The following is a 23,170-nucleotide window of genomic DNA, read 5'->3' on the forward strand; positions in this document are numbered from 1 at the left end:
CCATGCGCACGACACGCTTCACGGTCGCCATGCCGCGGCCCGAAACCCATCTCTACGAGATCACGATGGAGATCGACCCGCGGGGCGCGACGACTCTCGATCTCGTCCTCCCCGTCTGGACACCGGGTTCTTATCTCGTCAGGGAGTTTTCAAGGCACATAAGAGATTTTTCTGCGAAAGGGAAGAGGGGCCGCCCCCTTTCCGCCCTGAAAGTGGAGAAGAACCGCTGGCGCGTTTCTTTACCTTCTAAGAAATCCGAATCCCCCGGTCTCCTCTCCATCAGGTATCGCGTTTATGCCCACGAGCTGACCGTGAGGACGTCGCATCTCGACGCGTCGCACGGCTACGGGAACGGCGCGAACCTGTTCTTCTACGTCGAGGGCCGGAAGGACGAGCCCATGGAGGTCGCGTTCCGCCTCCCTCGCGGCTGGAAGACCTCCATGGCGCTGCCCGCGCGCGGCGGCGTCTTCCGCGCCGCGTCGTACGACGAGCTCGTGGACTCGCCGTTCGAATGCGGGACGCACCGCACGTTCGACTTCCGCGTGAAGGGCGTCCCGCATACGCTCGCGATCTGGGGGGCCGGCAACGAGGACGCACCCCGCCTCGTGAAGGACCTGAAGAAGCTCGTCGCGGAAGCGGCGTCCATCTTCGGCGGCCTTCCGTACGAGCGATACCTCTTCCTCGCGCATCTCGCGCCGGGCGCCCGCGGCGGCCTCGAGCACCGGGCCTCGCAGTCCGTCGCGATCGACCCGTGGGCGTTCAAGCCGGCAAAGGCGTACCGCGACACGCTGCTTCTCTTCTCGCACGAGCTCTTCCACGCCTGGAACGTCAAGCGCATCCGGCCGGAGGCCCTCGGACCGTTCGATTACACGAAGGAAGTCCACACACGAAGGACCTCTGGGCCATGGAGGGCGTCACCTCGTACTACGAGGTCCTCCTCGCCGTGCGCGCCGGCCTCCTGACGCCCGCGCAGGGCTTCGAGGAGTGGGCGACGTCGTGGACGGGCCACCTCGAAACGCCGGGCCGCGCGGTGCAGAGCGCCGAGATGGCCTCCTTCGACACGTGGATCCGCTTCTACCGCCCGGACGAGAACTCAGTGAACGTGGCGGAGAGCTACTACCGCCGCGGCCAGCTTCTCGGCCTCGGACTCGACCTCACGATCCGCGGCGCGACCGCGGGCCGGCGGGGCCTGGACGACGTCATGAGGCTCCTGTGGCGCCGCTGGGGCGCAAAGGGGAAGGGCTATCCGGAGGGCGCCGTCGAGGACGCCGCGGTGCGCGTGCTGGCGTCGCGGGCGAAGGCTCGCCGCTTCTTCGACCGGTACGTGCGCGGCACGGAGACGCCCGACCTCGCGAGGCTGCTGCCCGCGGCGGGTCTCGAGCTGAAGCTCGTCCCGGAGGCCGAGGAGGGCGTGACCGAAGAGAGCCCCGTGAAGACGCGGGGGGACTTCGGGTGGAAGACGAAAACGGAGAACGGCAGGCTCCTCGTCGCCGAGGTCCGCGAGGGCGGCGCCGCGATGCGCGCCGGCATGAGCGCGGCGGACGAGATCGTGGCGATCGACGGGGTGCGGGCGTCGGAGGATTTCCTTCGAAGAAAGGCGATCGAGGCCGGGCCCGGTGCGCGGATCCGGATCACCGTGTTCCGGCGCGAACGCCTCCGGGAGCTCGGGCTCGTCCTCGGGACGCGGAAGGCGGGCGTCTGGAGGGTCCGGCCGGTCCCCAAGGCGCCGGCAGCCGCAAAGAGGCTCGCGCGGCGCTGGCTGCGTGTGCCCGTGAGCGGCTGATCCTCCGTCAGCGCTTGAAGAAGCCCTGCGGGTTCCCGGGCGTCGCGGCCACGGCGGACTGTCCGCCCGTGCCGAGGAGCCTCTGGTTCAGGTCCCGGATGCGGTCGTTGAGCTGGGCGACCTTGTTCGCCATCTCCTGACGCTGGCGCTCGGCGTCCGCGCGCAGCCTCTGGATCTCGCTCTCGGCTTCCGCGCCCATCTGGGCCTTCGCCTGGACCTGGCGCTCGCGCTCCTCGATGTCGTGTTCGAGGGCGGCGATGACCTCGTCCTTCTCCGTGACGCGCTGCCGCCACTTTTCTTCCTGCTCTTCGTACAGGCGCTTGATGTCCATGAGCTCGGTGATCGCGGAGAAGTCGTTTGCGGACGCCATGATTCCTCCTCGGCCGCGCTCCTCGATCTTCGGAAAGAGCTTCCGGAGCTTGAGGGACAGGTCTTCGGGGTCGGTGGTGAGCTTCATCGCCGCGTCGACGTCGATCGCGCCGTTCACGAGAAGCGCGATGAGCGACTGGTTCATCGACTGCATCTTGAAATAGGCGACGCTGGACTCGATCTCCTCGAGAATCTCCTTCGTCTCGCCCAGCTCGATCTGCTTGGCGATCTTGGGGGAGGCCACGAGGACCTCGACGACGGGGATCAGGCCCTTGCCGTCGACCCGCTCGATGAGCTGCATCGAGACGATCGCGCGCAGGACGAGCGCGAGCTGGCGCCGCACCTGGTTCTGCTGCGACGGCGGGCAGGAGTCCATGATGCGGTCGATCGTCTGCGCGGCGCTGTTCGTGTGGAGCGTCGAAAAGACGAGGTGGCCCGTCTCGGCCGCCGTGATCGCGGTCGACATCGTCTCCCAGTCGCGCATCTCGCCGACCATGATCACGTCGGGGTCCTGCCGCATCACGTTCTTGAGCGCTTCCTGGAAGGAAATGGTGTCGGTTCCCATCTCGCGCTGCGAGACGGAGGCCATGTTGTCCTGGAAGAGGTACTCGATCGGGTCCTCGATCGTCACGATGTGGACCGGGTGGCGCTCGGTGATGAGCTTCACGAGCGCCGCGAGCGTCGTCGACTTGCCCGAGCCCGTAGGCCCGGTCACGAGAACGAGTCCGGCCGGAAGGTCCGCGAACGTTTCGAGGGCGTCCGGGAGGTTGAGGGCGGAGACCTGCGGGATCTGGAACGGAATGCGGCGGAACACGGCCGTCCACGTTCCGCGCTGGAGGTAGATGTTCCCGCGGAAGCGGGCGACGCCCGTGATCCCGTAGCCGATGTCGACGGCGTAGTTCTGCTGCAGCTTGTCCCGCTGGTAGGGCGTCAGGATCGGGAGGACCATGTCCTCGATCTCTTTCGGCTGCAGCGGGTCGGTCTTGAGGGGGACGAGCCGCCCGTTCACGCGCAGAAGGGGCGGCCGGCCGGGCTTCAGGTGAAGGTCCGACGCCTCTTTCTTCGTGACGAACTTCAGAAGCTCGGTCAGGTCCATCGTTTGGATGTCCTCTGAGGGGACTCTTTAGGGTACCAGCCGGGGCGTGTGTTTTCCAACTCCGGCGCGCGCGAGGAGCCACGCCCGTGCGGCCCGGGTGCCGCGGATCTCGCCCGATGCAAGGGCGAGATCCAGCTCGGAGAGCGCCCGGCCCAGTTCCGGGCCCTCGGCGAGGGAAAGGGCGCTTCGGATTTCTTCGAGTTGAAGAGGGCGCTCCGGCTTGAGGATCCGGCGGAGCGCGGCGGGTCGGCGCGCAATGCGCCGGGCCGCGCGCGCCAGGTCTCGCGTGCGCGCATCCCCGGCCGCGAGGAGGAAGAGAAGAGATTCTTCTGAGAATGGGGAAGAGTGCCGCAGCAGCACGGCCACGTCGCGGCGCGTGACGGGCGCGCGCCCTTTTCGCCGCAGCGGGAGCGAGAAGAGCCGGCTCGCCAACCTCTGCTCCTCCCGGCCGGTCTTCCACTTTCCAAGAAGATCTTCTGCTCTCTTCGGACCCATCGGCATCAGGAGAAGTGCGCGGGCTATGCGAGGGTCCAGAGCTCTTCAACCGGGCGACGAGAGAGATCCCGCGCCGCATGCGCGGCGCGCTGCTTCGAATGAGGGTTTGCAGGGCGCCGACCCTCTCGAGGAAGCGCAGCGCCCGCTCACGGTCCTTCGGCGGCGCCGCGAGGAGCTTGTCCATCTCGACGAGCCGCCTCTCCTCCGAAACCACTCGAAGAAATCTCCCGGCTTTCTTCACCTCCGGAAGCGCCGAAGGAGCGACGCGAAACCCGGGCAGCTGCGCGAGGAAGCGCGCGGCCCTGAGCACCCTCAACGGATCCTCCAGGAGGACGCCCGGCCGCGGCGGCCGCAAAATCCTCCTTCGAAGGTCTTCCGACGCACCCGGTGCTTCGACGAGTGTCCCGCCGGGCAGCTCGAACGCGATCGCGTTGACGGTGAAGTCGCGGCGGAGGAGGTCGCCTTCCGACCCGCCCTCCTCTTCCCACACGTCGATCTCGCGCCCGCGGAAGGGGACCTTGAGAATCCGCCGGGGCGCCGCTCCGACGGCGACGACCCGCGTGCCGGCGCGCGCCGCGAGACGCGCCGCGAACGGCGCCGCGCAGCCCGGCGCGGCGGTGAGGTCGAGGTCGCCGCCCGGGCGTCCCATCAACGCGTCGCGCACGGCCCCGCCGACGGCTCGCACGTGCTCGTTCGGATGCGCGCAGGAAGCCGCGAGGGCGAGGTCCGGCCGCAGAGCGAGGCGCCGCCAGGCGCGCGCGGTCTCGTCCGTCACGCGTTCGGCCCGGCCGCGTCCGGCGCCGGGAGCGTCCACGCCACGCTTTTCACGTTCGATCCGTCCGGCTCGGCGTGAGCCGTCAGCTCCGCGGCCATCGCGTCGGCGAGCCGGCGCGCGACCGACAGCCCGAACTCGCCGGCGCCCCGCGCCGAACCCACGTCGTCGTAGAGGTGGGCCGCCTTCTCGGGCGTGAGAGTCGGCGCGCGGTCGACGACCCTGACGAACGCGCGGCCGTCGGCCGCGGATGCGAGGAGCCGGACCTCGGGGCCGCCGCGGGGCGATCGGCGAAGCGAGTGGTCGACGAGGTTCGTGACGAGCCGCTCGACTTTTTCGCGGTCGCCCGGGACCTTCGGAAGCCCTTTCGGAATCTCGACGGAGAACCGCACGCCGCGCTTGAAGGCGGCGGCCGAGAGCGCGGGAGCAAGGCCGCGCAGGACTTCCGCGAGGTCCAGCTCGGCGAGCCGGAGCGTCGAGCGCGCGCGCCCGCTGACGGCCGCGTCGAGGACGTCGGCGATGAGGCGCTCGAGGCGTGTGAGGCTCTCGGACGCGGTCTTGAGGAGCTGGGTCGGGCGCTCGGGAAGGTCTTCGGCGAGGTCGCTCAGGACGACCTCGAGGTAACTCTGTGCGATCGCGAGCGGCGTGCGCAGCTCGTGGGCCGCGGCGGTCCAGAACCGCGCGCGCACGACGTCGCCCTCCCGCACGCTGTGCTGCAGGGCCTCGAGCTGGCGTCCCGTCTCGTCCGCATCGTGCTGGAGCGCCTGCTCGCGCGCCTCGCGGGCGTCCTCGTGTCGCCGGTCGCGGAGCGTGATCGTCGACCACCCGGCCTTGCCGGCGGTCTCGTCGGGCGTGGGAATCGAGAGGACCTCGACCGGGATCGTCTCGCCCGCGGCCGTCACGAGGCGCGCGCGCGTCGTCGCGACCGGCGTGCCGGGCTGCGGCGTCAGCGTCGTGAAGGCGTCTTCCGGCGCGAGGGGACGGAGCAAGGAGCGGATGTCGAGCCCCACGAGCTCGGATTCCAGCCGGCGCGTCATCGCGCAGAACGGCGGGTTCACGAGGAGGATCTCCCCGGACGGGCCGACCATCGCGGTCGCGTCCGGGATTCCCGTGAGGATGCGCTGGACCGTCCGCATCCGCTTGCGGTCGGGGCCTTTCTCCAGCGGCTCGGACGGGCGCGCGGCAGCGAGCGACGCATGGAGGATGCGCGCGGTGGCGGCGAGAAGCGCAACGTCGACGAGGCCGAACGGCGTGCCCTCGCGGACGGCGTGGAGGTACAGGTCGCTCCCGTCGCCGGGGACGAGCTGGCAGAGGAGAGAGCGATTCGCCTGCCCTGCGAGGTACGGGGTGGCGGCCTCCATCAGAGGGTCCCGCTCGATCTCCTCCACGAGGACGGCGCCCGACCGGGCGGCGGCCGCGCGGAGCTCGGGGTAGCGGACGATCTCGACCCTGCGCCCGACGACGCCGGGGCCGAGACTGGATCCCTCCACCGCGGCCTCGGCCGAGCCGGCCTTCCAGCGGTAGAGCGTCACGCGCGAGGCGTCGAGCGCGAGCGCGAGCGACCGAAGCGCGTGCTCGACGAAGCTGGGGGCGCCGTCGGCGACCTGCTCCCAGAGGTCGAGGAGGCCGGTGAGCTGGACACGCGAGAGGAGGAGCGCAGGCGCCGGGTCGTCGGAGCCGCTGCCGAGCGCGGCGGTCGCGCGGCTCCACGGGCCGCGCGCGATCGTCTCGAGCGCGGCGGGGCGGTGGGGGAGGCCCTCTTCTTCGAGGACGAAGATCGGCGGCGGCGAGGCAGAGTCGGGCAGCTTCGCAAGGAGCGCGGCCGCGTCCGCGACGGTGCCGGGCGGGACGACGAGGACGACCTCGGGCTGCGACGCCGCCGCGAGGGACACCGCTTCCTCGACGGTGCTCGCGACGAGCACGTCGCTGCCCGCTCGCTCGAGCGGGGCGCGCACGGATTCCGGGACTCCGCCTCCCGGACGGAACAGGAGGAAGGGCCGCATGGATCGTCTCGACTGCACGGTACGGGCGGGCGCCGCGCGCGTCAAGACGGCTGCTAGAATTTCACGGTGAAGATCGACGCGGCGCTCGTGTCGCGCGTGGCGTCCCTCGCCGCGCTCGAGTTGACCGACGCCGAGCGCGACGCCCTCGCGGGGCAGCTCACGCGCATCGTCGAGCACTTCGAGGCCCTCCGCGCCGTTCCGGAGGAGCTTCTCGCGGCCGAGCCCCCGCTGCCGCCGTCTCCTCTCCGGGCCGACGAGGCCAGGGACGGCTCGCCGGGCGCGCTCGTGGAGACGAACGCGCCCGAGTTCGCGCACGGTCACTTCGTCGTTCCGCGGGCCGTCTCGAGGGACTCGTGAGGGAGGACGCCGCCGGGCTCCTGGACGGCCCGTTCTCCGCGCTCGCGGAGGCCGTGTCGTCGGGACGCGTGGCGGCGCGGGACGTCGCCGAGGCGTCCCTCGCGCGCGCCGCGAAGGCGCGCGACCTCTACGGCGCGTTCCTCTCGATCGACGAAGCCGCGACCTTGCGCCAGGCCGAAGCCGTGGACCGGCGGGTCGCAGCCGGCGAGCGCCTCGCGCTCGCGGGCGTGCCGCTCGCGGTCAAGGACAACATCAACGTCGCCGGCCGCGCATCGACGGCGGGCTCGCGCTTCCTCGCGGGATTCGTCGCGCCGGACGACGCGACCTGCGTGGCGCGACTCGTCGCCGCAGGCGCGGTCGTCGTCGGCAAGACGAACTGCGACGAGTTCGGGATGGGCTCGTCGAACGAGAACTCCGCATACGGCCCGGTGCGCAACCCGTGGGACCCGTCGCGCGTGCCGGGAGGGTCGTCCGGAGGCTCGGCGGCTGCGGTCGCGGCGCGCGCGGTGCCCCTCGCGATCGGAACCGACACGGGCGGCTCCGTCCGCCAGCCGGCCGCGCTCTGCGGACTCGTGGGCTGGAAGCCGACCTACGGGCGCGTCTCGCGTTACGGCCTGATCGCGTTCGCGTCGTCGTTCGACCAGGCGGGCGCGCTCGCCCGGAACGTCCGAGACGCCGCGCGCGCGTTCACGGTCATGGCGGGTGTGGACCCGAAAGACGCGACGTCGCTCGCGACGCCGGTTCCGGACGCCGAGACGGGCCTCGAGTCGGGCGTGAAAGGCCGCAGGATCGGGCTCCTCGCCGAGGCGGAATCCGCGGAGGGGGGCCTGCACCCGGCGGTCGCGGAGACGTTCGCACGCACGGCCGAGGCGCTGCGCGCGGCCGGCGCTGCCGTCACCCGCGTTTCGGTGCCGCGCGCGGCGTTCGCCGTGCCCGTGTACTACCTCACGGCCACCGCCGAAGCGTCCTCGAACCTCGCGCGCTTCGACGGGGCCCGCTTCGGCGTCCGCGCGGGCGACGAGTCGCTCGCCGTGATGTACCGCGGCTCGCGCTCGGCGGGCTTCGGGCCCGAGGTGAAGCGGCGCATCCTGCTCGGGACGTTCGCGCTCTCCTCCGGCTACCACGACGCCTACTACGGCCGCGCCCAGAAGGTGCGCGCCCTTCTCTCGCGCGACTTCGCGGCGGCGTTCCGCGAGGTGGACGCGATCCTCTGCCCGACGTCGCCCGAGCCGGCGTTTCCGCTCGGCGCCAAGACCCAAGACCCGCTCGCGATGTACCTCGCGGACGTCTTCACGGTGCCGCCGAGTCTCGCGGGGCTCCCCGCGGTGTCCGTGCCGGCGGGCTTCTCGGCCGAGGGCCTGCCCGTCGGAATGCAGTTCGTCGGCCCCGCCGACGCCGAGCCTCTTCTCTTCGCGCTCTCGCGCGTCGTCGAGGCGGCGCTCGGGGCCGGAGACCGGCGTCCCCCGGGCGCGCTGAGTTGAGCGGCCGGCGGGCGTTCGCCGCCGCGGCCGCCGCCGCGCTCCTCCTGCAGGCCGTCCCGTCCCTATCCGCGGCTGCGCCGCGGCGCGTCGAGGTCTCGCGGGACTTCGCCGTCGAGCTCAAGGACGGGGCGATCACGGTCGAGGCGCGGCCGCTCGAGGGCGAGACGCCGATCCAGTTCGCGCGCCGCCTCGCGAAGGACGACGCGACCGCGCAACGCATTCTCGCGCTGCCCGGCGCGCTCGCGGGCCGCGGGGCGACGCTCTCGTGGGGCGCGCTCTCGCTCGAGAGCCGGCGCGCCGCCGTCCAGGCCCTTTTTCCCTCGGACGTCCGTGCGACGGCCGGCTGGCTCCACATCGCGGTCGAGGAGGAGAGCCTCGCGTCGCTCGCCGAGTGGTTCGCGGGTGACGCGGCGCGCGCGGCGGACCTCGCGAGGGAGAACGCGTTCGCCGGCGGCGTCGTGCCGCCCGGCGCGACCGTGAAAATCCCCGCGGAGTTTCTCGTCCCGCCGTTCCGCGACGCCGAGCCGATTCCGGAAACCGAGCCGCCGAACCTCGTCTTCGGCCAGGACGAAAAGGGCCGTTACGCCACGTACCGGCTCCGCAAGGGCGAAGCCCTCTACTCGGCCGTCGTCGTGCGTTTCACGGGCCGCCTCGACGCGGCGGACGTGAACGACCTCGCGGCGAAGCTCGCGGAGCGCTCCGGCATCGCGGACGTCCACGCGATTCCCGTCGGGTATCCCGTGAAGATCCCGGTCGAGTTTCTCTCCGACGAGTTCCTCCCGAAGGACGACCCCCGGTCCGTGGAACGGGCGCGCGAGAAGGCCGAGACCGCGCAGTTCTCGCGGCCCGGGGTCGCGCGCGGGCTCGCGGGCGTGCGCGTGATCCTCGACGCGGGCCACGGCGGGCGCGACACGGGCACGCTGCACGGCGGCGTCTGGGAGTCGACGTACGTCTACGACGTCGCCTGCCGCCTCCGGAAGCTCCTCGCCGAGCGCACGCGCGCCGACGTGGTCATGACGACGAAGGATGGCTCGATTGGCTGGACGGTGCCCAACCAGGACCGGCTGCGCCCGCGTCGCGAGCAGGTGCTCCTCACGCAGCCGCCGTACGGCCTCGCCGACCCCGCGGTCGGCGTGAACCTGCGCTGGTACCTCGCGAACAGCCTCCTCAAGCGGCCCGCGGCCGACGGGACGAAGGTCGCTCCGGAGAAGACCGTCTTCCTTTCGATCCACGCCGACTCGCTCCACCCGTCCGTGCGCGGCGCGATGATCTACGTGCCCGGCGAGCGCTACCTGCGCGACCGGTACGGCAAGTCGGGGGCGGTGTACGCCGCGTACCGCGAGGTGAAGGAGGAGCCCGTCGTCTCCTTCAACAAGAAAGAGCGCGTCGCCTCCGAAGGCGCCTCGACGGCGCTCGCCGAGGGCCTCGTCACTGCGCTGCGCGACGGTGGGCTGCCCGTGCACAGCTTCTCGCCTGTGCGCACGCACGTGATTCGCTCGGGGCGCGAGTGGGTGCCGGCGGTGCTGCGCTACAACCGCGTCCCGAATCGCGCGCTCGTCGAGGTCGCGAACCTGGGCAACGAAGAGGACCGCGCGCTCATCGTGACGAAGGCGTTCCGCGAGCAGCTCGCCGAGTCGCTCGCGTCCGGCCTCGTCGCGTTCTTCGGCGGCCCGCCGCCCGAGGTCTACGGGCCGGTGCCGCGGCCGGTCACGATGCGGGCGGCGCCCGTGCCGACGCCGAGGCCGAAGCCCGCGCCGACGCCGAAGCCGAGGAAGAACGCCCGAAAGCGCTAGCCGGCGAATCCCGACGCCGTGAGGAGACTCTCGACCTCGGCCGGTGTCGCGCCGAGTTTCGGCGCGGCCCGGCGGAGGTCGTCGGCCTCGACGGGGAACCAGTTGCGGCGGGACGTGTCGCCGAGGCCGGCGACGTCGAAGGGCGCGATCGTGCGCGCGACGTCTTCGATGAGGCGCGCGCGGGCGTCCGGATCGAGCGGCTGGCGGGCCGCGTCGCAGATTCGGCGGAGGGCGGGCCCGTAGGCGGGATTCCTCGTCAGCAGGAACGAATTCGCGAGGTGCACTTTCCCGAGGCGCCGCGCGGATTCCGAGAAGCTCGCCGCCGCGAAGTAGAGCTTCGTGAGCTCCACGAAGAGCGGGAAGTCGTCGAACGTCGCGTAGAGGGCGCCGACGAGGCGCGCGGCCGCATCGGCCTCGGCGAGCGTGGCCTCGCCGTAGTCCGCGACGCGTTCTCCGAAGCGCGGCGTGCCCCAGTCTCCTGCGAGCGCGAGGCCGAGACGCTGGATGCCCAGGAGCGCGAGCGGGAAACCCATCGAGAGGATCGGGTCGGCGAACGCGGCGGCCGACGGCAGCAGGGCCCACCCGTCGCCGGCGGCCCGCGCGCGCCGGAACCCGAGACGGGGCGCGTGGACGAACGGAAGCGCGGCTCGGGCCTCCACGAACTGGGAGCGGACGCTGGGAAAGCGCGCCAGCAGGCGCTGCCAGGCGGGCTCGCCCTCCTCGAGGCGCAGGTCGCGCGCGAGGTCGTCCTCGGCCGCGACGCCGGCGCTCGTGATCCCGTTCGAGAAGCGCAGCACCCAGATCCAGCCGCCGCGGAAGACGTGGTGGACCGCCGCGTCGTCGACGGGGTAGGGCGGAGCGGCGAACCCCGCGAAATCCCGCATCGCGTCCAGCCGCTTGACGTCCGTGAAGTGCGTGAACAGCCCCTGCGTCGCCGGCAGGCCAGCCGGCGGGGCGTCCCCGCAGCTCAGCGCCGCGGAGAGGGCCGTGTCGCGGCCCGAGGCGTCGACGAGGAAGCGCGCGCGAATCGAGAACGGCTCGCCGAGCCGGTCGCCCTCGAGCCGCCAGCCGTCTGCCTCGCGCGAGACGGCCGCGAGGCGCGACCGGTCGCGGTACGCCGCGCCCTCGGCCTCGGCCTCGCGCACGAGGAACTGGTCGAAGTCCGGCCGGTACCAGTGCGTGTCCGCGACGGCGTCGTTCGGGCTCGCGGCGACGAGGAGCTGGTCGCTCCGGTCGGGGGCGCCGCCGAAGCGCTGCCCCTCCTCGTGCAGGTAGAACGTGAAGCCTCGCTTGAGGCCGCAGCCGATCTCCGGGTAGGTGCGGCGCCAGGTCCCCCACGTCGTGAGAGGCAGGAGGCGGGGCAGCTCGAAGCGTGCCGCGATCTCCTCGAGGAGGAGATTCGCGAGCGGGGAAGACGACTCGCCGATCGCGAAGCGCGGGTGAGCCCCTTTCTCGAGGAGCACCACCGACCGCCCCGCGCGTCGCGCGACGAGCGCGAAGAGCGAGCCGGCGAACCCCGACCCCACGACCGCGACGTCGAAGGCTTCGTTCACGAGCAAGTGGGACAAGAGGGGAGAGGAGAAAGAGGACGAGGACGAGGACGAGGAAGAGGAAGATTTCTTTGAAAGGTGTTCATGGCGCGAAGGCGCTCGATGCGGGCGGCTGCACAGCATGCAGGCGCCGGGAGCGCGTCCGCATTCCACAGGTCGGCGAGAACCATTCCCCGCGCGCCGGCCGCGCGGCCCTTTCCCTCTTCACCTTCTAAGAAATCTTCCAGCGCCATTTCGAGATCGCGAAGAGTCGGAGGCGTGAAATCGCCGGTTCGCTGAAGTTCTTCCAGCGTCCCGTTGCCCATCCGCGTCGGAATGAGCGAGACGATCTCCGCGCCCGCCCGGAACGAGACGTCGATACTCGCGCGCGTCGCCGCCCCCCACTCTTCCTTTCTAAGAAAAGGAACTCCAAGCAGGACGAAGCTGCGCACCGGGATGCCGTGCGAGACGAGACGGCGGGTGCACGTCTCGAATTCGCCGACTGTCATCCGCTTGTTGAGCTTCTCGAGCGCCTGTTCGTTCGCCGTCTCGAGCCCGACAGCTACCTCGAGCTGGGGCCCCGCGAGGAGGTCGCGGAAGCGCAGGACGTTGTCGCCGACGAGGTCCGGGTGGCACTCGACGACGACGCGCTCAAAGCCGCGGACGAGCTCCGCGATCGCGGCATGGTCCTCCACGGGGATCGCCGCGCGGTCGAAGAAGCTCCCCGCGTTGTAGAGCTTGATCCGGCGCGCCGCGGGAAGCCGTTCGAGCGCCCACCGGATCTGCTCGGGGACCGCGCCCTGCGGCGTCGGGCCGTCGAGCGTGTTCTTCCAGAGGTCGCACATCGTGCAGCGGTACGCGCACTCCTTGTTCGTCAGGAAGATCGTCGCAACCGGCACCGGCACCCCGGGGGCTGCGGGCTCCTCCTCCACGAAGAAGCCGTACGGACGGTGGGCGTCGACGGCGTTCTTCTTCGGCCGGCTCACGCGGCTCCCGCGAACGCCTCGATCAGGGCGCGGCGGTAGCGGGCCTCGCCGTGCGGAAAACGCTGCGCGTGGACGGCCGCGCCGCCGGCGCCGTGCTGGAAGCGGCGCTTCGGGAATACGGGCATAGGCAGCCCCGTGACGGCCGCGACGCCTCGCGCGACGATCTCGCCCTTCAGCGCGTAGAGCTTCTCGACGCTGCCCCGCGTGAGGTCCGCGAACGGGATCCCTTCCGCCACCGCGACGACGCGCGGGCGCGTGAACGGACTGAAGCCCGTGAAGCCGAAGAGCCGGAGAGGCGCGTACGTGCGCGCGTAGGAGCGGCTCTGCCCGCCCGTGTAGGTCTGCGAGTGCTTGAGCGACCCCACGCCCCAGCCTTCCTGGTACAGCATGAGGTTGTTCACGACGCTCCGGATCGTGAGCTCGGGGTTCTCCTCGATCGGGTAGTCCTTGAGGTTCTCGTCGCCGCCGTCGCCGTCGAGGAGGTGCGTCCATTCGGGGTAGCGCGCGCGGATTCCGGAGAGGAGCGCGATCGCCATCGTCGCGGACTCGACGTCGAGCGGCTTGTAGTCCTCGATGACGCGGACCGCTTCGAAGGGATCCAGCGAGGCGGCGTCGGCCTCGACCGGCTCGAGGAAGAAGCCCATGTCGAGCGCGTCGAGAAACGCACGGGCCTGCGCGAGATCGGGCCCCTCGCCGAGCGTGAGCGTGAACGCCTTGAGGCGCGCCGGGCTCATGCCGAGCTTTCTGAGAACGTGATGGGTCACGAGGAAGACGGCGCCGCTGTCGATTCCGCCCGAGAAGCAGACTCCGAGCGGCGCGTTCGCGGGCACGCGCTCGATCCAGCCCGCGATCTCGTCCGCGAGCGCCGAGACGTAGAGGCGGCCGATCGCGTCGAGGTCGCCCGGCAGGGCGTTGCGCTCGGGCGTGAAGGTCCGCACGTAGGACGGCTCGGGATCCGGGCAGCCGACGAGGCGCACGGTCGCGAGGTGGTGGGCCGGGACCATCCGGGTGTAGCTCGGGTGGAACTGGTCCGCGTGGCCGTGCTCGCCGAGCCAGCGCTGGATGGCGTCGATCCGGTCCGCGACGACGAGGACGGGGCCCGCGGCCTCCTTGGCGAGGAAGTAGCGCAGCGGCCGGTCCATCGAGCGCGCGAGGCGAACGGCGATTCCGTCCACGCCGACGAGCGCATACGAGCCGTCGAGGGCGGCCACACCCTCGGCGTCCCCCCGGGCGACGCGCGCGCGGGCGTCCTCGAGGGACGTTCCGCGGAGGGACGTGAGCGTGGGATCGGTCAGATCGACGACCTTGGCGACGGGCTGGGACATCGAGCCTCCTCGGCGGCTGATCCTAAGCCCTCGGCTGCTATATTCCGGGGCGTTATGCTCGAAGTTCAGGGACTTTCAAAATCGTTTTACGGGACGCCCGCCGTCGAGGACGTGAGCTTCCGCGTCGAGACGGGCGAGATCCTCGGTTTCCTCGGCCCGAACGGCGCCGGGAAGACGACCACGATGCGCATGATCACGGGCTTCCTGCCGCCCACGGCGGGGCGCGTGCTCCTCGCGGACGTGGACGTCACGGAGAAGCCGCTCGAGGCCAAGCGCGAGCTCGGCTATCTGCCGGAAACGCTCGCGCTGTACCCGGAGATGCGCGTGAGGGAGTACGTCGCGTTCCGCGCCGCGCTCTGCGGCGTGCCGTCCGCCCGGCGGAAGGCGCGCGTGGACGAGGCGATCCAGAAGTGCTTCGTGGACGACGTCGCGTCGAAACCCATCGGCAACCTCTCGAAGGGCTACCGGCAGCGCGTCGGACTCGCGGGCGCGCTCGTCCACGGGCCGAAGGTCCTCGTCCTCGACGAGCCCACCGTCGGCCTCGACCCGCGGCAGATCGTCAAGGTGCGCGACCTGATCCGCGACCTGAGGAAGGACCACACGATCCTCCTGTCGACGCACATCCTTCCCGAGGTCGAGGTCCTCTGCGACCGCGTCCTCATCATCGACCGCGGACGGATCGTCGCCGCCGGCACGCCCGACACGCTCCGCCACGACCTGTCGCAGGCGCCGGCCGTCACGCTCGTGCTCAAGGGCGAGGTTTCCGAGGCCGACGCGGTCCTGCGCCAGCTCCCGGGCGTCACGCGCGCGGCGCGCATCGGCGCGGGCGGCGAGACGCGCGTCTCGCTCGCGGGCGCCCCGGGTTCCGACCTGCGCGAGAGCGTCTTCCGCGAGGTCCTGACGCGCGGCTGGACGCTTCTCGAGCTCACGCCGCGCCAGGCTTCGCTCGAGGACGTCTTCGTGCGCCTCGTGTCGCGCGACAACACCGAGGAAGACACGCTGCCGGGAGTCGATTCGAGCAACGACACGCCGGCCCTCGGAACGGAGGCCCCCCAGTGAGCGCGCTCAAGGCGTTCTTCGCGATCGTGAAGCGGGAGTTCTTCTCCTACTTCGTCTCGCCCCTCGCCTACGTCGTGCTGACGGCGTTCCTGCTCATCCAGGGCTACACGTTCTACCTGATCGTCCTCGCCCTGAACCAGCCGGAAACGCCGCGGACGGCGCTCATGTCGCTCTTCTTCACGAGCGTCTTTTACTGGATCTTCATGATGCTGATCTCGTCCGTCATCGCGATGCGCCTCCTCTCCGAGGAGCGCAAGACGGGCTCGATCGAAGCGCTTCTGACCGCGCCCGTCTCCGAGGCGACCGTCGTCGCCGGCAAGTTCGCGGCCGGCTGGTGCTTCTTCCTCTTCCTGTGGCTCCCGACGGTCCTCTACCCGGTCCTCCTCTCGCGGTTCGGGACGCTCGACTGGGGCCCGATCGCGTCCGGCTATCTCGGGATCGCGCTCGTCGGCGCGCTGTTCATCTCCGCGGGCACGTTCGCGTCGGCCCTGACGAAGAACCAGATCGTCGCGGCGATCGTCGGGTTCGTCTTCATCCTCGGCGTCTTCATCGTCGGCGTCTTCCGGGACTTCGTCATGGACCCGGCCTGGCGCGACGCCCTGTCGTACCTGAACCTCCTCGAGCACATGGACGACTTCTCGCGCGGGATCGTCGACACCCGCCGCCTTCTCTACGTCGCCTCGACCGTCTTCTTCTTCCTTTTCCTCTCGACGCGCGCCCTCGAAGCGAACAAGGGGCGCTGACATGACGACCGTGACGCCCTCCACCCGCAACACGTTCCGCGCGACGCTCGCGCTCTCCGTCGTCCTCGGGCTCGGGATCCTCGTCCTGGTGAATTACATCGGCTCGCGCCGCTACGCGCGCTTCGACTGGACGACGAGCGGGCTCTATTCCCTCTCGGAGAAGACGCGCAACGTCCTCAGGGACCTCAAGACGCCCGTCCAGGTCACGGTCTTCATGACGCCCGGGACGCCGCTCTACCCGGAGGTCGACGAGCTCCTCAAGCGCTACAAGGCCGCCGCGCCGATGCTCACGGTCGAGACGCTCGACCCGACGCGCAATCTCGTGCGGGCCAAGCAGCTCGTCGACGAATTCGGCGTCAAGAGCAGCACGGTCGTCTTCCGATCCGGAGACCGGAAGAAGTACGTCTCGGGGGAGCAGCTCGCCGAGCTGGACTACTCGCGCGCCCGGATGGGCGGAGAGCCCGGGATCAAGGCGTTCAAGGGCGAGCAGGAATTCACGTCCGCGATCCTCGCCGTCACGCAGCAGAAGACCCCGAAGGTCGTCTTCACGACGGGCCACGGCGAGCGGCGCTTCGACTCGCCGCGCGCCAAGGACGGATTCTCCGAGGCCGCCGAGTCCCTCAAGAACGACAACTGCACCGTGGAGGAGTGGGCGTCGCTGGGCGCCGCCGACGTCCCCGCGGGCACGGACCTCGTGGTCGTCGCGGGGCCGCGCACCGCGTTCACCGAGCCCGAGCGAGCCGCGCTCAAGCGGTACCTCGACGCCGGCGGGCGCGCGCTTTTCATGCTGGACGTCGAGCTGACGCCCGGGAGCCCGGCCCTCTCCGACTTCGGCCTCAACCCGCTCCTCGGCACGATGGGCCTGACGCTCGACGGCGACGTCGTTCTCGACCCGAAGAACGCGCTCCCTCTCATGGGGCCCGAGACGGTGTTCGCGAAGTCGTTCCGCCCGCACCCCGTGACGCGGCTCCTGACCGGCTCGGCCGTCGTCTTTCCGCTCGCGCGCTCCGTGAGCGTGGCCGCGGCGCCCGCTCCCGGCTGGACGGCGACGCCGCTCGTCGAGACGTCCGCCGACGGCTGGGGCGAGACGGACATTCGGGAGCTCCAGAAGACGGGCCGGCCCGCGAAGGACGAGAAGGACGTGAAGGGGCCCGTGTGCCTCGTCGCGGCCGCCGAGTCGTCCGGCGCGGCGGCCGGGCAGGAAACGAAGAGGCGCGCCCGTGTCGTCGTCTTCGGGGATTCGGACTGGGTTTCGAACGGCGGCATCGCGAACGCCGCGAACCGCCTTCTCCTGACGTCGGCCGCGAACTGGGCGCTCGAGCGCGAGGCGCTCGTGGCGATCCCGCCGAAGAACGCCGACCAGGTCGCCGTCACCCTCTCGAAACGGGACGTCGGGCTCATCGCCTTCTTCGTCCTTCTCCTCCTGCCCGCGGCCGCGGTCGGGCTGGGTCTCGCGATCTGGGTGCGGAGGCGCCGCTAGTCCCATGTCGACGCGGAAACTGCTCGTCCTGACCGGGATCTTCGTCGCTCTGCTCGCGTTCGTCGTCTTCTTCGAGAGCAAGCAGCCGACGTCCACCGAGCGCGCAAAGGCGGCGAAGCGCCTCGCGGACTTCAAGGCCGAGGACGTCGTCTCCGTGACGCTCGAGCGGCCGGACCTCCCGAAGGTGGAGCTCGTGCGAAAGGAGAAGGGGCGCTGGACGGTCGCGAACGCCCCGGCGTCCCCGGCGGACGGGTTCGGCGCCGACGCCCTCGTCTCGGACCTGGGCCGGCTCGAGGTCGTCGGCGAGACGCGCACGGCGTTCGACCCGAAGGAGCTGGGCCTCGACGCCCCGAAGGCCAAGGCGACGCTCGTGTTCCTCGACAAGTCGACGAAGGTCTTCTCCTTCGGCGCCCCGATTCCGGGCACCGACGCCGTGGCCGCCGCGGCCGGGCCCGTCTTCGGCGCGGTGAAGCAGGCGCCGCTGGCGGCCCTCACGAAGCCGGTGGACGAGTACCGCAGCAAGCAGCTCTTCGACGTCGCCGTCGGCGACGTCACGCGCGTGAGCGTGACGCGTGGCCCGAACACGGTCGTCGTGGCGCGCAGCGCGAAGGCGGCTTCGGGCGCGCCGGGCGCGTGGCGGCTCGAGAAACCGGTCGCGGACCTCGCCTCCGACTCGTTCGTCGATCGCCTCCTCGGCGACCTCGCGGGCGCACGGGTGCTGGAGTTTCCGTCGCTCGCCGACGCGGACCTCCCGCGCGTGGGCCTCGCTCCGGCCGTCGCGACCGTGGTGCTCGAGAAGGGGGCCGAGAAAGTGGCGACGATCGGCTTCGGCGCCGAGAAGGCCGAGGGGTCGGGCGGAAGGATGTACGCGAAGGTCGGCTCCCTCGCCGTCGTGATCGACGACCGGGTCCGCGAGGACCTCGACAAGGAGCTCTCGGCCTACCGCGAGAGCCGCGTGGCGCCCGTGGACACGTTCACGCTCCGGAAGGTCGCGTTCTCCGCCGACGATCTGCGCGCGGGGGCCGACAGGGTCGACGGGGCGTGGCGATCGGCGGGCAAACCCGTGACGGCGCTCCACGCCGAGGGCCTTGCGGCCGTGCTCGGCCGGGCCGAGGGCCGCGGCTTCGTGCCGGCAAAACCGGGGAAGCCCGCGCCCGAGAAGGCGCTCGCGACGGTCGACCTCGCGGGAGAGGCGGAAGGCACGGCGCGGACCGCGACGTTCTTCGCGGCGCCCGCCGGATCGGCCGCGGGCCTCGTGGCCGTCCATGTGACCGGCCGCCCGGAGCGCATTCTCGTCGAGAAGACCGTGCTCGAGGAGATCCGCCGCGAGGCGGCCGCGCTGAGGGACGAAGCCGAAGGGAAGTCGAAGGAAACGAAGAAGGTGCGGGCGCCAGCGCCCGAGCCGACCGCGGCCCCAGGCGGGCTCGTGCGGCCCCCGCCCGTCCGGTAGCGGTCAGCCCTTCTTCGGCGTGCCGGGCGACGACCGCGTGCCCGTCATCGTCATGCTGGCGGACGACTTCGACGCGCTGCCGCCGTCTTCGCGGCGGTACCCCATGGCCTTGGCCCGTTCGTCCGCCGCCTTCTCGAGCGAGGCGAGGCGCTGCAGCCGTTCGGTTTCCTTGGCTTTCTCCATCTGCTCGGTCTTCTTCTTCGCCGAGCCGAGCAGCGAGCTCGCCGCGAGGACGAACTTGAGGTGGAGCTGGCCCGTGAACTTCGCGTTCTCGCCGAAGGCGCCGACGAACGAGGAGCCGCCGAGGCGCGCCTCGGTGAAGTCGGCGCCTCCGATGTTGGCCTGCTTGAACTGGGCGCCGTCGAGCTTGGCGCCGACGAGCTGGGCGAAGCGGAGGTCGCTCGCGGAGAAGTCGGCGTTCTCGGCCTCGATGCCGAACAGGTTCGCGCCCGACAGGTTGGCGCCGACGGCGTTCGCTTCCGAGAGGCGCCCCCTCTTCAGGTTCGCCTTCCGGAGGTTCGCGCGCGCGACCTTCGCTTTCGGGAGGATGCAGCCCTCGAGGTTCGCTTCCTGGAGGTCCGCCCCGGAAAGGTCCGCCTCGGTGAAGTTCGAGCCCCGCAGGTTCGCCCGGGCCCCGAGAGCCTCGATGAGCCGCGCTCCCGTGAAGTTCACGAGCTTCATCCGCGGGGCGCGGAGGTCCATCTTGTCGAGGAAGGCGCCCGTCAGGTCGGTCTCCTCCATCTGCGCGTTCACGAACAACGCGTTCCTCATGTCCGCACGGTGGGCGCTCGTCTTGCGCATGACGGCGTCGGTGAAGTTCGAGGCCTGGAGCACCGAGCGCTCGAAGTCGGCCTCGGAGACGTCCGCCCCGGTGAAATCGGTCCCCGAGAGGTCGGAGCCGCGGAAGACCGTCCGCTGGAGTTTCGCGCCCTTGAAGGACGTGCCCGTGAGCCTCGCGTCGCGGAAAAACGCGAGCGTGAGGTTCGCCTTGTCGAAGTTGCCCTTCCGGTACGTGACGCCGTCGAAGACCGCCTGCGTGAGGTCGCAGCCCTCGAAGACGCACCGGTCGATGCCGGCGCCGCGGAAGTTCGCGTAGAGAAGGCGGCCGTAGGAGAAATCCGTCGCCGTGAAGTCCGTGCCGTCGAGCTTGGCGCCCGTGAAGTCCGCCGCTTTCATGACGGCCTCGCGGACGGTGGCGCTGCGGAGCGTCGTGTTCCGGAAGATGGCCCCGACGAAGGAGACCCGGTCGAGAAGAAGGTAGTCGAGGTCCGTGTCGGAAAGGTCGGCGCGGTCCAGCTTCGACCCGTTGAACGAGGCGCCTGTCACGTGGACGCGCATGAGGTTGGCGCCCTCGAGATTGCACCCGTCCAGGCGCGATCGCGACAGGTCGGCGCCCGAGAGGTTCTTCCCGGAGAGGTCGACTCCGGAGAGGCGCATGTCCGTGAAATCAGGGGTGAAGGAGGGGCGTGCGGCACGCCACTCGTTCCATTCCGGCGTCTGCAGCAGCTCGAGGTGTTCGGGATTCACGCACCGTAGTCTATCGAAGCCTGCTAGATTTGCTCCATGGCCGAAACACCGGTCCGGGGTCCGGAGCGTCTGAGACGCGCGCTCCTCGGCGGATATCCGCTCCTGTACGTCGTTTCGTGGGAAGAGCAGCGCGTCGAGCGCGCCGTCCAGGCGCTCGCCCAGAAGTTCTACGAGAAGCCCGTGCCTTACTCGGTGTGGACCTGCGTGGACGGCCTCGTGAGCGGCTCCGAGCGGCGGCCCGACACGGCGGACCCCATCAAGGCCCTCGACGCGATCCTCGCGGACCCCAGTCCCGGGTTCATCCTCATGAAGGACCTCACGGCCCACCTCGTCCGTCCCGAGGTCATCCGCCGGCTCCGGGACGCCTACCGGGCGCTCCGGGGGCGGGGCCGGTTTCTCATCCTCGTGTCGCCCCGGCTCGTCGTCCCCGACGACCTCCGCAAGGAGATTTACGTCCTCGACTACGACCTGCCCGACGAGACCGAGATCCTCGTTCTCCTCGGGCAACTCGGAAAGCGCTTCTTCGGCGAGAAGGGCCTCGCCGAGGCCGACGCGAAGAAGCTCGCCATGGCGCTCAAGGGGCTGACCTCCGACGAGACGGAGCACGTCGTCTCCAAGGTGTTCTCGCGGCGCCAGGTGTTCGACGACGTCGGGTACTTCGAGGTCCTCGCGGAGAAGGAGCAGGCGACGCGGAAGGACGGCGTCCTCGAGTTCGTGCCGCCGCGCTTCTCCCTCGCCGACATCGGCGGGCTCGAGAACCTCAAGGAATGGCTCATCAAGCGGAAGAACCTGTTCACGAAGGAAGCGCTCGACGCCGGCATGCCGGTTCCGAAGGGCATCCTCATGATGGGGATGTCGGGCTGCGGCAAGTCGCTCTCCGTCAAGGCGATCTCCGCGCTCTGGAACCTCCCGCTGTTCCGCCTCGACATGAACCTCGTCTTCGGGACCGACAACCCCGAGCAGACTTTCGAGCGCGCGCTCAGGACGGTCGAGTCCCTCTCGCCGGCGCTCCTGTGGATCGACGAGATCGAGATGGCCATCACGGGCGGGCGCGAGGCGGGCCAGGGCGACGCCTCGCTCGGGCGCATCTTCTCGACGTTTCTGACCTGGATGCAGGAAAAGCAGGGCCTCGTCTTCGTCGCGGCGACCGCGAACCGGATCCACCTGCTTCCGGCCGAGGTCATCCGCAAGGGCCGCTTCGACCAGGTCTTCTTCGTCGACCTGCCGAACGAGAACGAGCGCAAGCAGATCTTCAACGTGCACGTGAAGAAGGTCGGCGGGGACCCCAGCCTCTTCGACGTCGTGTTCCTCGCGAAGGCCACGAAGGGGTTCGTCGGGTCGGAGATCGAGGCCCTCGTGCAGGCCGCCGCGATCGAGGCCTACAACCAGGGCCGCAAGCTCTCCGAGGACGACCTTTCCAAGATGATCACGGACACGGTCCCGCTCTCGCGGACCATGGACGAGCAGATCAAGGCGATCAAGAGCTGGGCGCACGACCGGGCGATGCCGGCGTCGAAGGCCTGACCCAACGAAGAAGAAGTCCGCGAGGAGAAGTAGCTCAGCGCAGCGGCGGGGGCGGGGGAGAGCCCGCCTCCGGCGCCACGACGACGGCCGTCCCGTAGCAGAGCACCTCGGTGACGCCCTGCATGACCTCCGTCGCGTCGTAGCGCACGCCGACGACCGCGTTCGCGCCGACGTCCCGGGCGTGCGCGAGCATCATGTCGAAGGCCTCGGTGCGGGTCTTCTCGCAGAGCTCCGTGAAGAGCGAGATGTTCCCCCCGACGAGCGTCTGGAGCGACCCGCCGATCGTCCCGAAGATCGAGCGCGAGCGCACGGTGATCCCGCGCACGACGCCGAGCGTGCGCGCGATGCGGTAGCCGTCGAGCGTGAACGTGGTCGTGGTCATCGGGCTGGTCATGGCGGCCTCCTCAAGTCAGTTCCAACGGGGGTCTCCTGCCGGACGCCGGAACGGGGAAAGAAAGTCCAGGCGCCGCTGGACGCCCTCGATGTGCGCGAGCGTCCACTCGTAGCGCTCCTCGAGCCGATCCATCGCGAGGAGCTGATACGCCTCCTCCGGCTCGAGCCCGAGACGTCCGATCGCCTCGTTGACGAGGCCCTCGTCCGAGAGGCGCACGGGAAGCTCCCGGGCCGCCGCCCGGCCGACTCCGTCCGCGAGGCGCCGCAGGCGGTCCGCGAGCGCTCGCCGGAGGTCCCGCGGTGTCCGGCCGGCGCCGTCGGCCGGGGGCAGCGGGGCGATCGCGATCGGCGTGATCTCGGCGATGCGGTACGGCGTATCGGTGGGCGGTTCGGAGTCGATCCGGTAACGGAACGCGCCGCGGAGGAGGATGTTCGAGCGGCCGTCTTCCAGCGGCTCGTGGTGAACGACCTCTCCCGCACAGCCGATGGAATACACGGCGGGGCGCTCACCGGCGCCGGAGTCGCCGGGCTTGAGAAGCTGCATGCCGATCAGCCGGTCCGAATCGAGCGCGTCCGCCAGCATCCGGCGGTAGCGGGGCTCGAAGACGTGCAGCGGGATCGTCGTCCCGGGCAGGAGGACGACGTTCGGGAGCGGGAAGAGGCGGACGAGGCGGCGCCCGGACATGTCGTGAATGATGCATCCGAAGGGGTTCGTCGCGCGCGGGCCGTGCTATCTTCCGCGCCCATGGCGAACAAGGACGACCGCTACCCGGAAAACGCACCTGGCAAGTTCTACGTGGACACCCAGTGCATCGACTGCGACGTGTGCCGCGTTACGGCCCCGAACAACTTCACCCGGGAGGAAGAGAAGGGCTACTCGTACGTCAACAAGGCGGCCTCGACGCCCGAGGAAGAGGCCCAGTGCCAGGAGGCGATGGACTCCTGCCCGGTTGAGGCCATTGGGAACGATGGCGAATAGGGAAGAAGAGAAGAGGAAGATTTCTT

Annotated in this window: 20 protein-coding genes and 1 pseudogene; 11 read left to right on the forward strand and 10 right to left on the reverse strand. The window is 70.5% G+C overall.

Annotated features, from left to right (window positions below; translation table 11 throughout):
* Window positions 1-2: 2 nt before the first annotated feature.
* Together IPL89_18340 and IPL89_18345 are read left to right on the forward strand one after the other, a co-directional pair.
* Window positions 3-962 carry a M61 family metallopeptidase gene (locus IPL89_18340; protein MBK9065111.1) on the forward strand — a complete coding sequence of 320 codons (960 nt, stop codon included), beginning with the start codon at window positions 3-5 and terminating at the stop codon, window positions 960-962.
* Window positions 905-1,783 carry a PDZ domain-containing protein gene (locus tag IPL89_18345; protein MBK9065112.1) on the forward strand — a complete coding sequence of 293 codons (879 nt, stop codon included), beginning with the start codon at window positions 905-907 and terminating at the stop codon, window positions 1,781-1,783. The genes IPL89_18340 and IPL89_18345 overlap by 58 nt, the downstream gene beginning before the upstream one ends.
* Before the next feature lie 7 nt (window positions 1,784-1,790).
* On the opposite strand, the gene IPL89_18350 is transcribed toward IPL89_18345, so the two are convergent.
* From IPL89_18350 to IPL89_18365, 4 genes and pseudogenes are all read right to left on the reverse strand, one after another.
* Window positions 1,791-3,248 carry a PilT/PilU family type 4a pilus ATPase gene (locus IPL89_18350; protein ID MBK9065113.1) on the reverse strand — a complete coding sequence of 486 codons (1,458 nt, stop codon included), beginning with the start codon at window positions 3,246-3,248 and terminating at the stop codon, window positions 1,791-1,793.
* Between the two features lie 27 nt (window positions 3,249-3,275).
* Window positions 3,276-3,680 (reverse strand): hypothetical protein, encoded by a 405-nt coding sequence (locus IPL89_18355; GenBank protein ID MBK9065114.1) that lies wholly within the window; start codon window positions 3,678-3,680, stop codon window positions 3,276-3,278.
* Between the two features lie 412 nt (window positions 3,681-4,092).
* A pseudogene (locus IPL89_18360) lies at window positions 4,093-4,392 on the reverse strand (CCA tRNA nucleotidyltransferase).
* Between the two features lie 122 nt (window positions 4,393-4,514).
* Window positions 4,515-6,518, reverse strand: a complete 2,004-nt coding sequence (locus IPL89_18365; protein MBK9065115.1) for a PAS domain-containing sensor histidine kinase — start codon at window positions 6,516-6,518, stop codon at window positions 4,515-4,517.
* A gap of 66 nt (window positions 6,519-6,584) precedes the next feature.
* On the opposite strand from IPL89_18365, the gene gatC reads away from it, so the two are divergent.
* Genes gatC through IPL89_18380 form a run of 3 tightly spaced genes read left to right on the forward strand, consistent with a single transcriptional unit; the run spans window position 6,585 to window position 10,149 of the window.
* Entirely contained in the window at window positions 6,585-6,875 is a 291-nt protein-coding gene (gene gatC / locus IPL89_18370; GenBank protein MBK9065116.1) for an Asp-tRNA(Asn)/Glu-tRNA(Gln) amidotransferase subunit GatC, read from the forward strand.
* Window positions 6,872-8,356 carry an Asp-tRNA(Asn)/Glu-tRNA(Gln) amidotransferase subunit GatA gene (gatA, locus tag IPL89_18375; GenBank protein MBK9065117.1) on the forward strand — a complete coding sequence of 495 codons (1,485 nt, stop codon included), beginning with the start codon at window positions 6,872-6,874 and terminating at the stop codon, window positions 8,354-8,356. Before gatC ends, gatA begins: the two co-directional genes overlap by 4 nt.
* Entirely contained in the window at window positions 8,353-10,149 is a 1,797-nt protein-coding gene (locus IPL89_18380; protein ID MBK9065118.1) for an N-acetylmuramoyl-L-alanine amidase, read from the forward strand. The genes gatA and IPL89_18380 overlap by 4 nt, the downstream gene beginning before the upstream one ends.
* Here IPL89_18380 and IPL89_18385 read toward each other — a convergent pair.
* From IPL89_18385 to IPL89_18395, 3 genes are read right to left on the reverse strand one after another with little or no spacing between them, the layout of a single operon-like run.
* The gene (locus IPL89_18385; protein MBK9065119.1) at window positions 10,146-11,708 is read right to left on the reverse strand and encodes an FAD-dependent oxidoreductase; all 1,563 of its coding nucleotides are present in this window, start codon (window positions 11,706-11,708) and stop codon (window positions 10,146-10,148) included. The two genes, IPL89_18380 and IPL89_18385, sit on opposite strands and share 4 nt — an antisense overlap.
* Window positions 11,699-12,664: a radical SAM protein gene (locus IPL89_18390; GenBank protein MBK9065120.1), complete on the reverse strand. Its 966-nt coding sequence runs from the start codon at window positions 12,662-12,664 to the stop codon at window positions 11,699-11,701. The genes IPL89_18385 and IPL89_18390 overlap by 10 nt, the downstream gene beginning before the upstream one ends.
* The gene (locus IPL89_18395) at window positions 12,661-13,989 is read right to left on the reverse strand and encodes an asparagine synthetase B family protein (GenBank protein ID MBK9065121.1); all 1,329 of its coding nucleotides are present in this window, start codon (window positions 13,987-13,989) and stop codon (window positions 12,661-12,663) included. Before IPL89_18395 ends, IPL89_18390 begins: the two co-directional genes overlap by 4 nt.
* Before the next feature lie 54 nt (window positions 13,990-14,043).
* Here IPL89_18395 and IPL89_18400 point away from each other — a divergent pair, with 54 nt between their 5' ends.
* Genes IPL89_18400 through IPL89_18415 form a run of 4 tightly spaced genes read left to right on the forward strand, consistent with a single transcriptional unit; the run spans window position 14,044 to window position 18,721 of the window.
* Complete coding sequence (locus IPL89_18400; GenBank protein MBK9065122.1) at window positions 14,044-15,048, forward strand: ATP-binding cassette domain-containing protein; 1,005 nt, start codon at window positions 14,044-14,046, stop codon at window positions 15,046-15,048.
* On the forward strand, window positions 15,045-15,791 hold the full coding sequence (locus IPL89_18405) for an ABC transporter permease (GenBank protein ID MBK9065123.1): 747 nt from the start codon (window positions 15,045-15,047) through the stop codon (window positions 15,789-15,791). Before IPL89_18400 ends, IPL89_18405 begins: the two co-directional genes overlap by 4 nt.
* 1 nt (window position 15,792) lies before the next feature.
* A complete protein-coding gene (locus IPL89_18410; protein MBK9065124.1) occupies window positions 15,793-17,271 on the forward strand; it encodes a GldG family protein in 1,479 nt (492 codons plus the stop codon).
* Window positions 17,272-17,275: 4 nt separating this feature from the next.
* Window positions 17,276-18,721, forward strand: coding sequence for a DUF4340 domain-containing protein (locus IPL89_18415; protein MBK9065125.1), 1,446 nt, complete (start codon window positions 17,276-17,278; stop codon window positions 18,719-18,721).
* Between the two features lie 3 nt (window positions 18,722-18,724).
* Here IPL89_18415 and IPL89_18420 read toward each other — a convergent pair whose 3' ends face one another.
* On the reverse strand, window positions 18,725-20,248 hold the full coding sequence (locus IPL89_18420) for a pentapeptide repeat-containing protein (GenBank protein ID MBK9065126.1): 1,524 nt from the start codon (window positions 20,246-20,248) through the stop codon (window positions 18,725-18,727).
* Between the two features lie 36 nt (window positions 20,249-20,284).
* On the opposite strand from IPL89_18420, the gene IPL89_18425 reads away from it, so the two are divergent.
* On the forward strand, window positions 20,285-21,772 hold the full coding sequence (locus IPL89_18425) for an AAA family ATPase (protein MBK9065127.1): 1,488 nt from the start codon (window positions 20,285-20,287) through the stop codon (window positions 21,770-21,772).
* Between the two features lie 34 nt (window positions 21,773-21,806).
* Here IPL89_18425 and IPL89_18430 read toward each other — a convergent pair whose 3' ends face one another.
* Together IPL89_18430 and IPL89_18435 are read right to left on the reverse strand one after the other, a co-directional pair.
* The gene (locus IPL89_18430) at window positions 21,807-22,166 is read right to left on the reverse strand and encodes a YbjQ family protein (protein MBK9065128.1); all 360 of its coding nucleotides are present in this window, start codon (window positions 22,164-22,166) and stop codon (window positions 21,807-21,809) included.
* A gap of 15 nt (window positions 22,167-22,181) precedes the next feature.
* On the reverse strand, window positions 22,182-22,850 hold the full coding sequence (locus IPL89_18435) for an LON peptidase substrate-binding domain-containing protein (protein ID MBK9065129.1): 669 nt from the start codon (window positions 22,848-22,850) through the stop codon (window positions 22,182-22,184).
* Between the two features lie 60 nt (window positions 22,851-22,910).
* Between IPL89_18435 and IPL89_18440 the strand changes: the two genes are divergently transcribed.
* A complete protein-coding gene (locus IPL89_18440) occupies window positions 22,911-23,144 on the forward strand; it encodes a ferredoxin (protein ID MBK9065130.1) in 234 nt (77 codons plus the stop codon).
* The last annotated feature ends 26 nt before the right edge of the window (window positions 23,145-23,170 follow it).

The organism is Acidobacteriota bacterium (assembly GCA_016716715.1).
Lineage (GTDB): Bacteria > Acidobacteriota > Thermoanaerobaculia > UBA5066 > UBA5066 > Fen-183.

Coding starts and splice junctions, on each gene's coding strand:
- IPL89_18350 (MBK9065113.1), bottom strand. CDS start 3,248: ATGGACCTGACCGAGCTTCTGAAGTTCGTCACGAAGAAAGAGGCGTCG.
- IPL89_18440 (MBK9065130.1), top strand. CDS start 22,911: ATGGCGAACAAGGACGACCGCTACCCGGAAAACGCACCTGGCAAGTTC.
- IPL89_18435 (MBK9065129.1), bottom strand. CDS start 22,850: ATGTCCGGGCGCCGCCTCGTCCGCCTCTTCCCGCTCCCGAACGTCGTC.
- IPL89_18410 (MBK9065124.1), top strand. CDS start 15,793: ATGACGACCGTGACGCCCTCCACCCGCAACACGTTCCGCGCGACGCTC.
- IPL89_18345 (MBK9065112.1), top strand. CDS start 905: ATGGAGGGCGTCACCTCGTACTACGAGGTCCTCCTCGCCGTGCGCGCC.
- IPL89_18395 (MBK9065121.1), bottom strand. CDS start 13,989: ATGTCCCAGCCCGTCGCCAAGGTCGTCGATCTGACCGATCCCACGCTC.
- IPL89_18425 (MBK9065127.1), top strand. CDS start 20,285: ATGGCCGAAACACCGGTCCGGGGTCCGGAGCGTCTGAGACGCGCGCTC.
- IPL89_18415 (MBK9065125.1), top strand. CDS start 17,276: ATGTCGACGCGGAAACTGCTCGTCCTGACCGGGATCTTCGTCGCTCTG.
- IPL89_18430 (MBK9065128.1), bottom strand. CDS start 22,166: ATGACCAGCCCGATGACCACGACCACGTTCACGCTCGACGGCTACCGC.
- IPL89_18365 (MBK9065115.1), bottom strand. CDS start 6,518: ATGCGGCCCTTCCTCCTGTTCCGTCCGGGAGGCGGAGTCCCGGAATCC.
- IPL89_18340 (MBK9065111.1), top strand. CDS start 3: ATGCGCACGACACGCTTCACGGTCGCCATGCCGCGGCCCGAAACCCAT.
- IPL89_18400 (MBK9065122.1), top strand. CDS start 14,044: ATGCTCGAAGTTCAGGGACTTTCAAAATCGTTTTACGGGACGCCCGCC.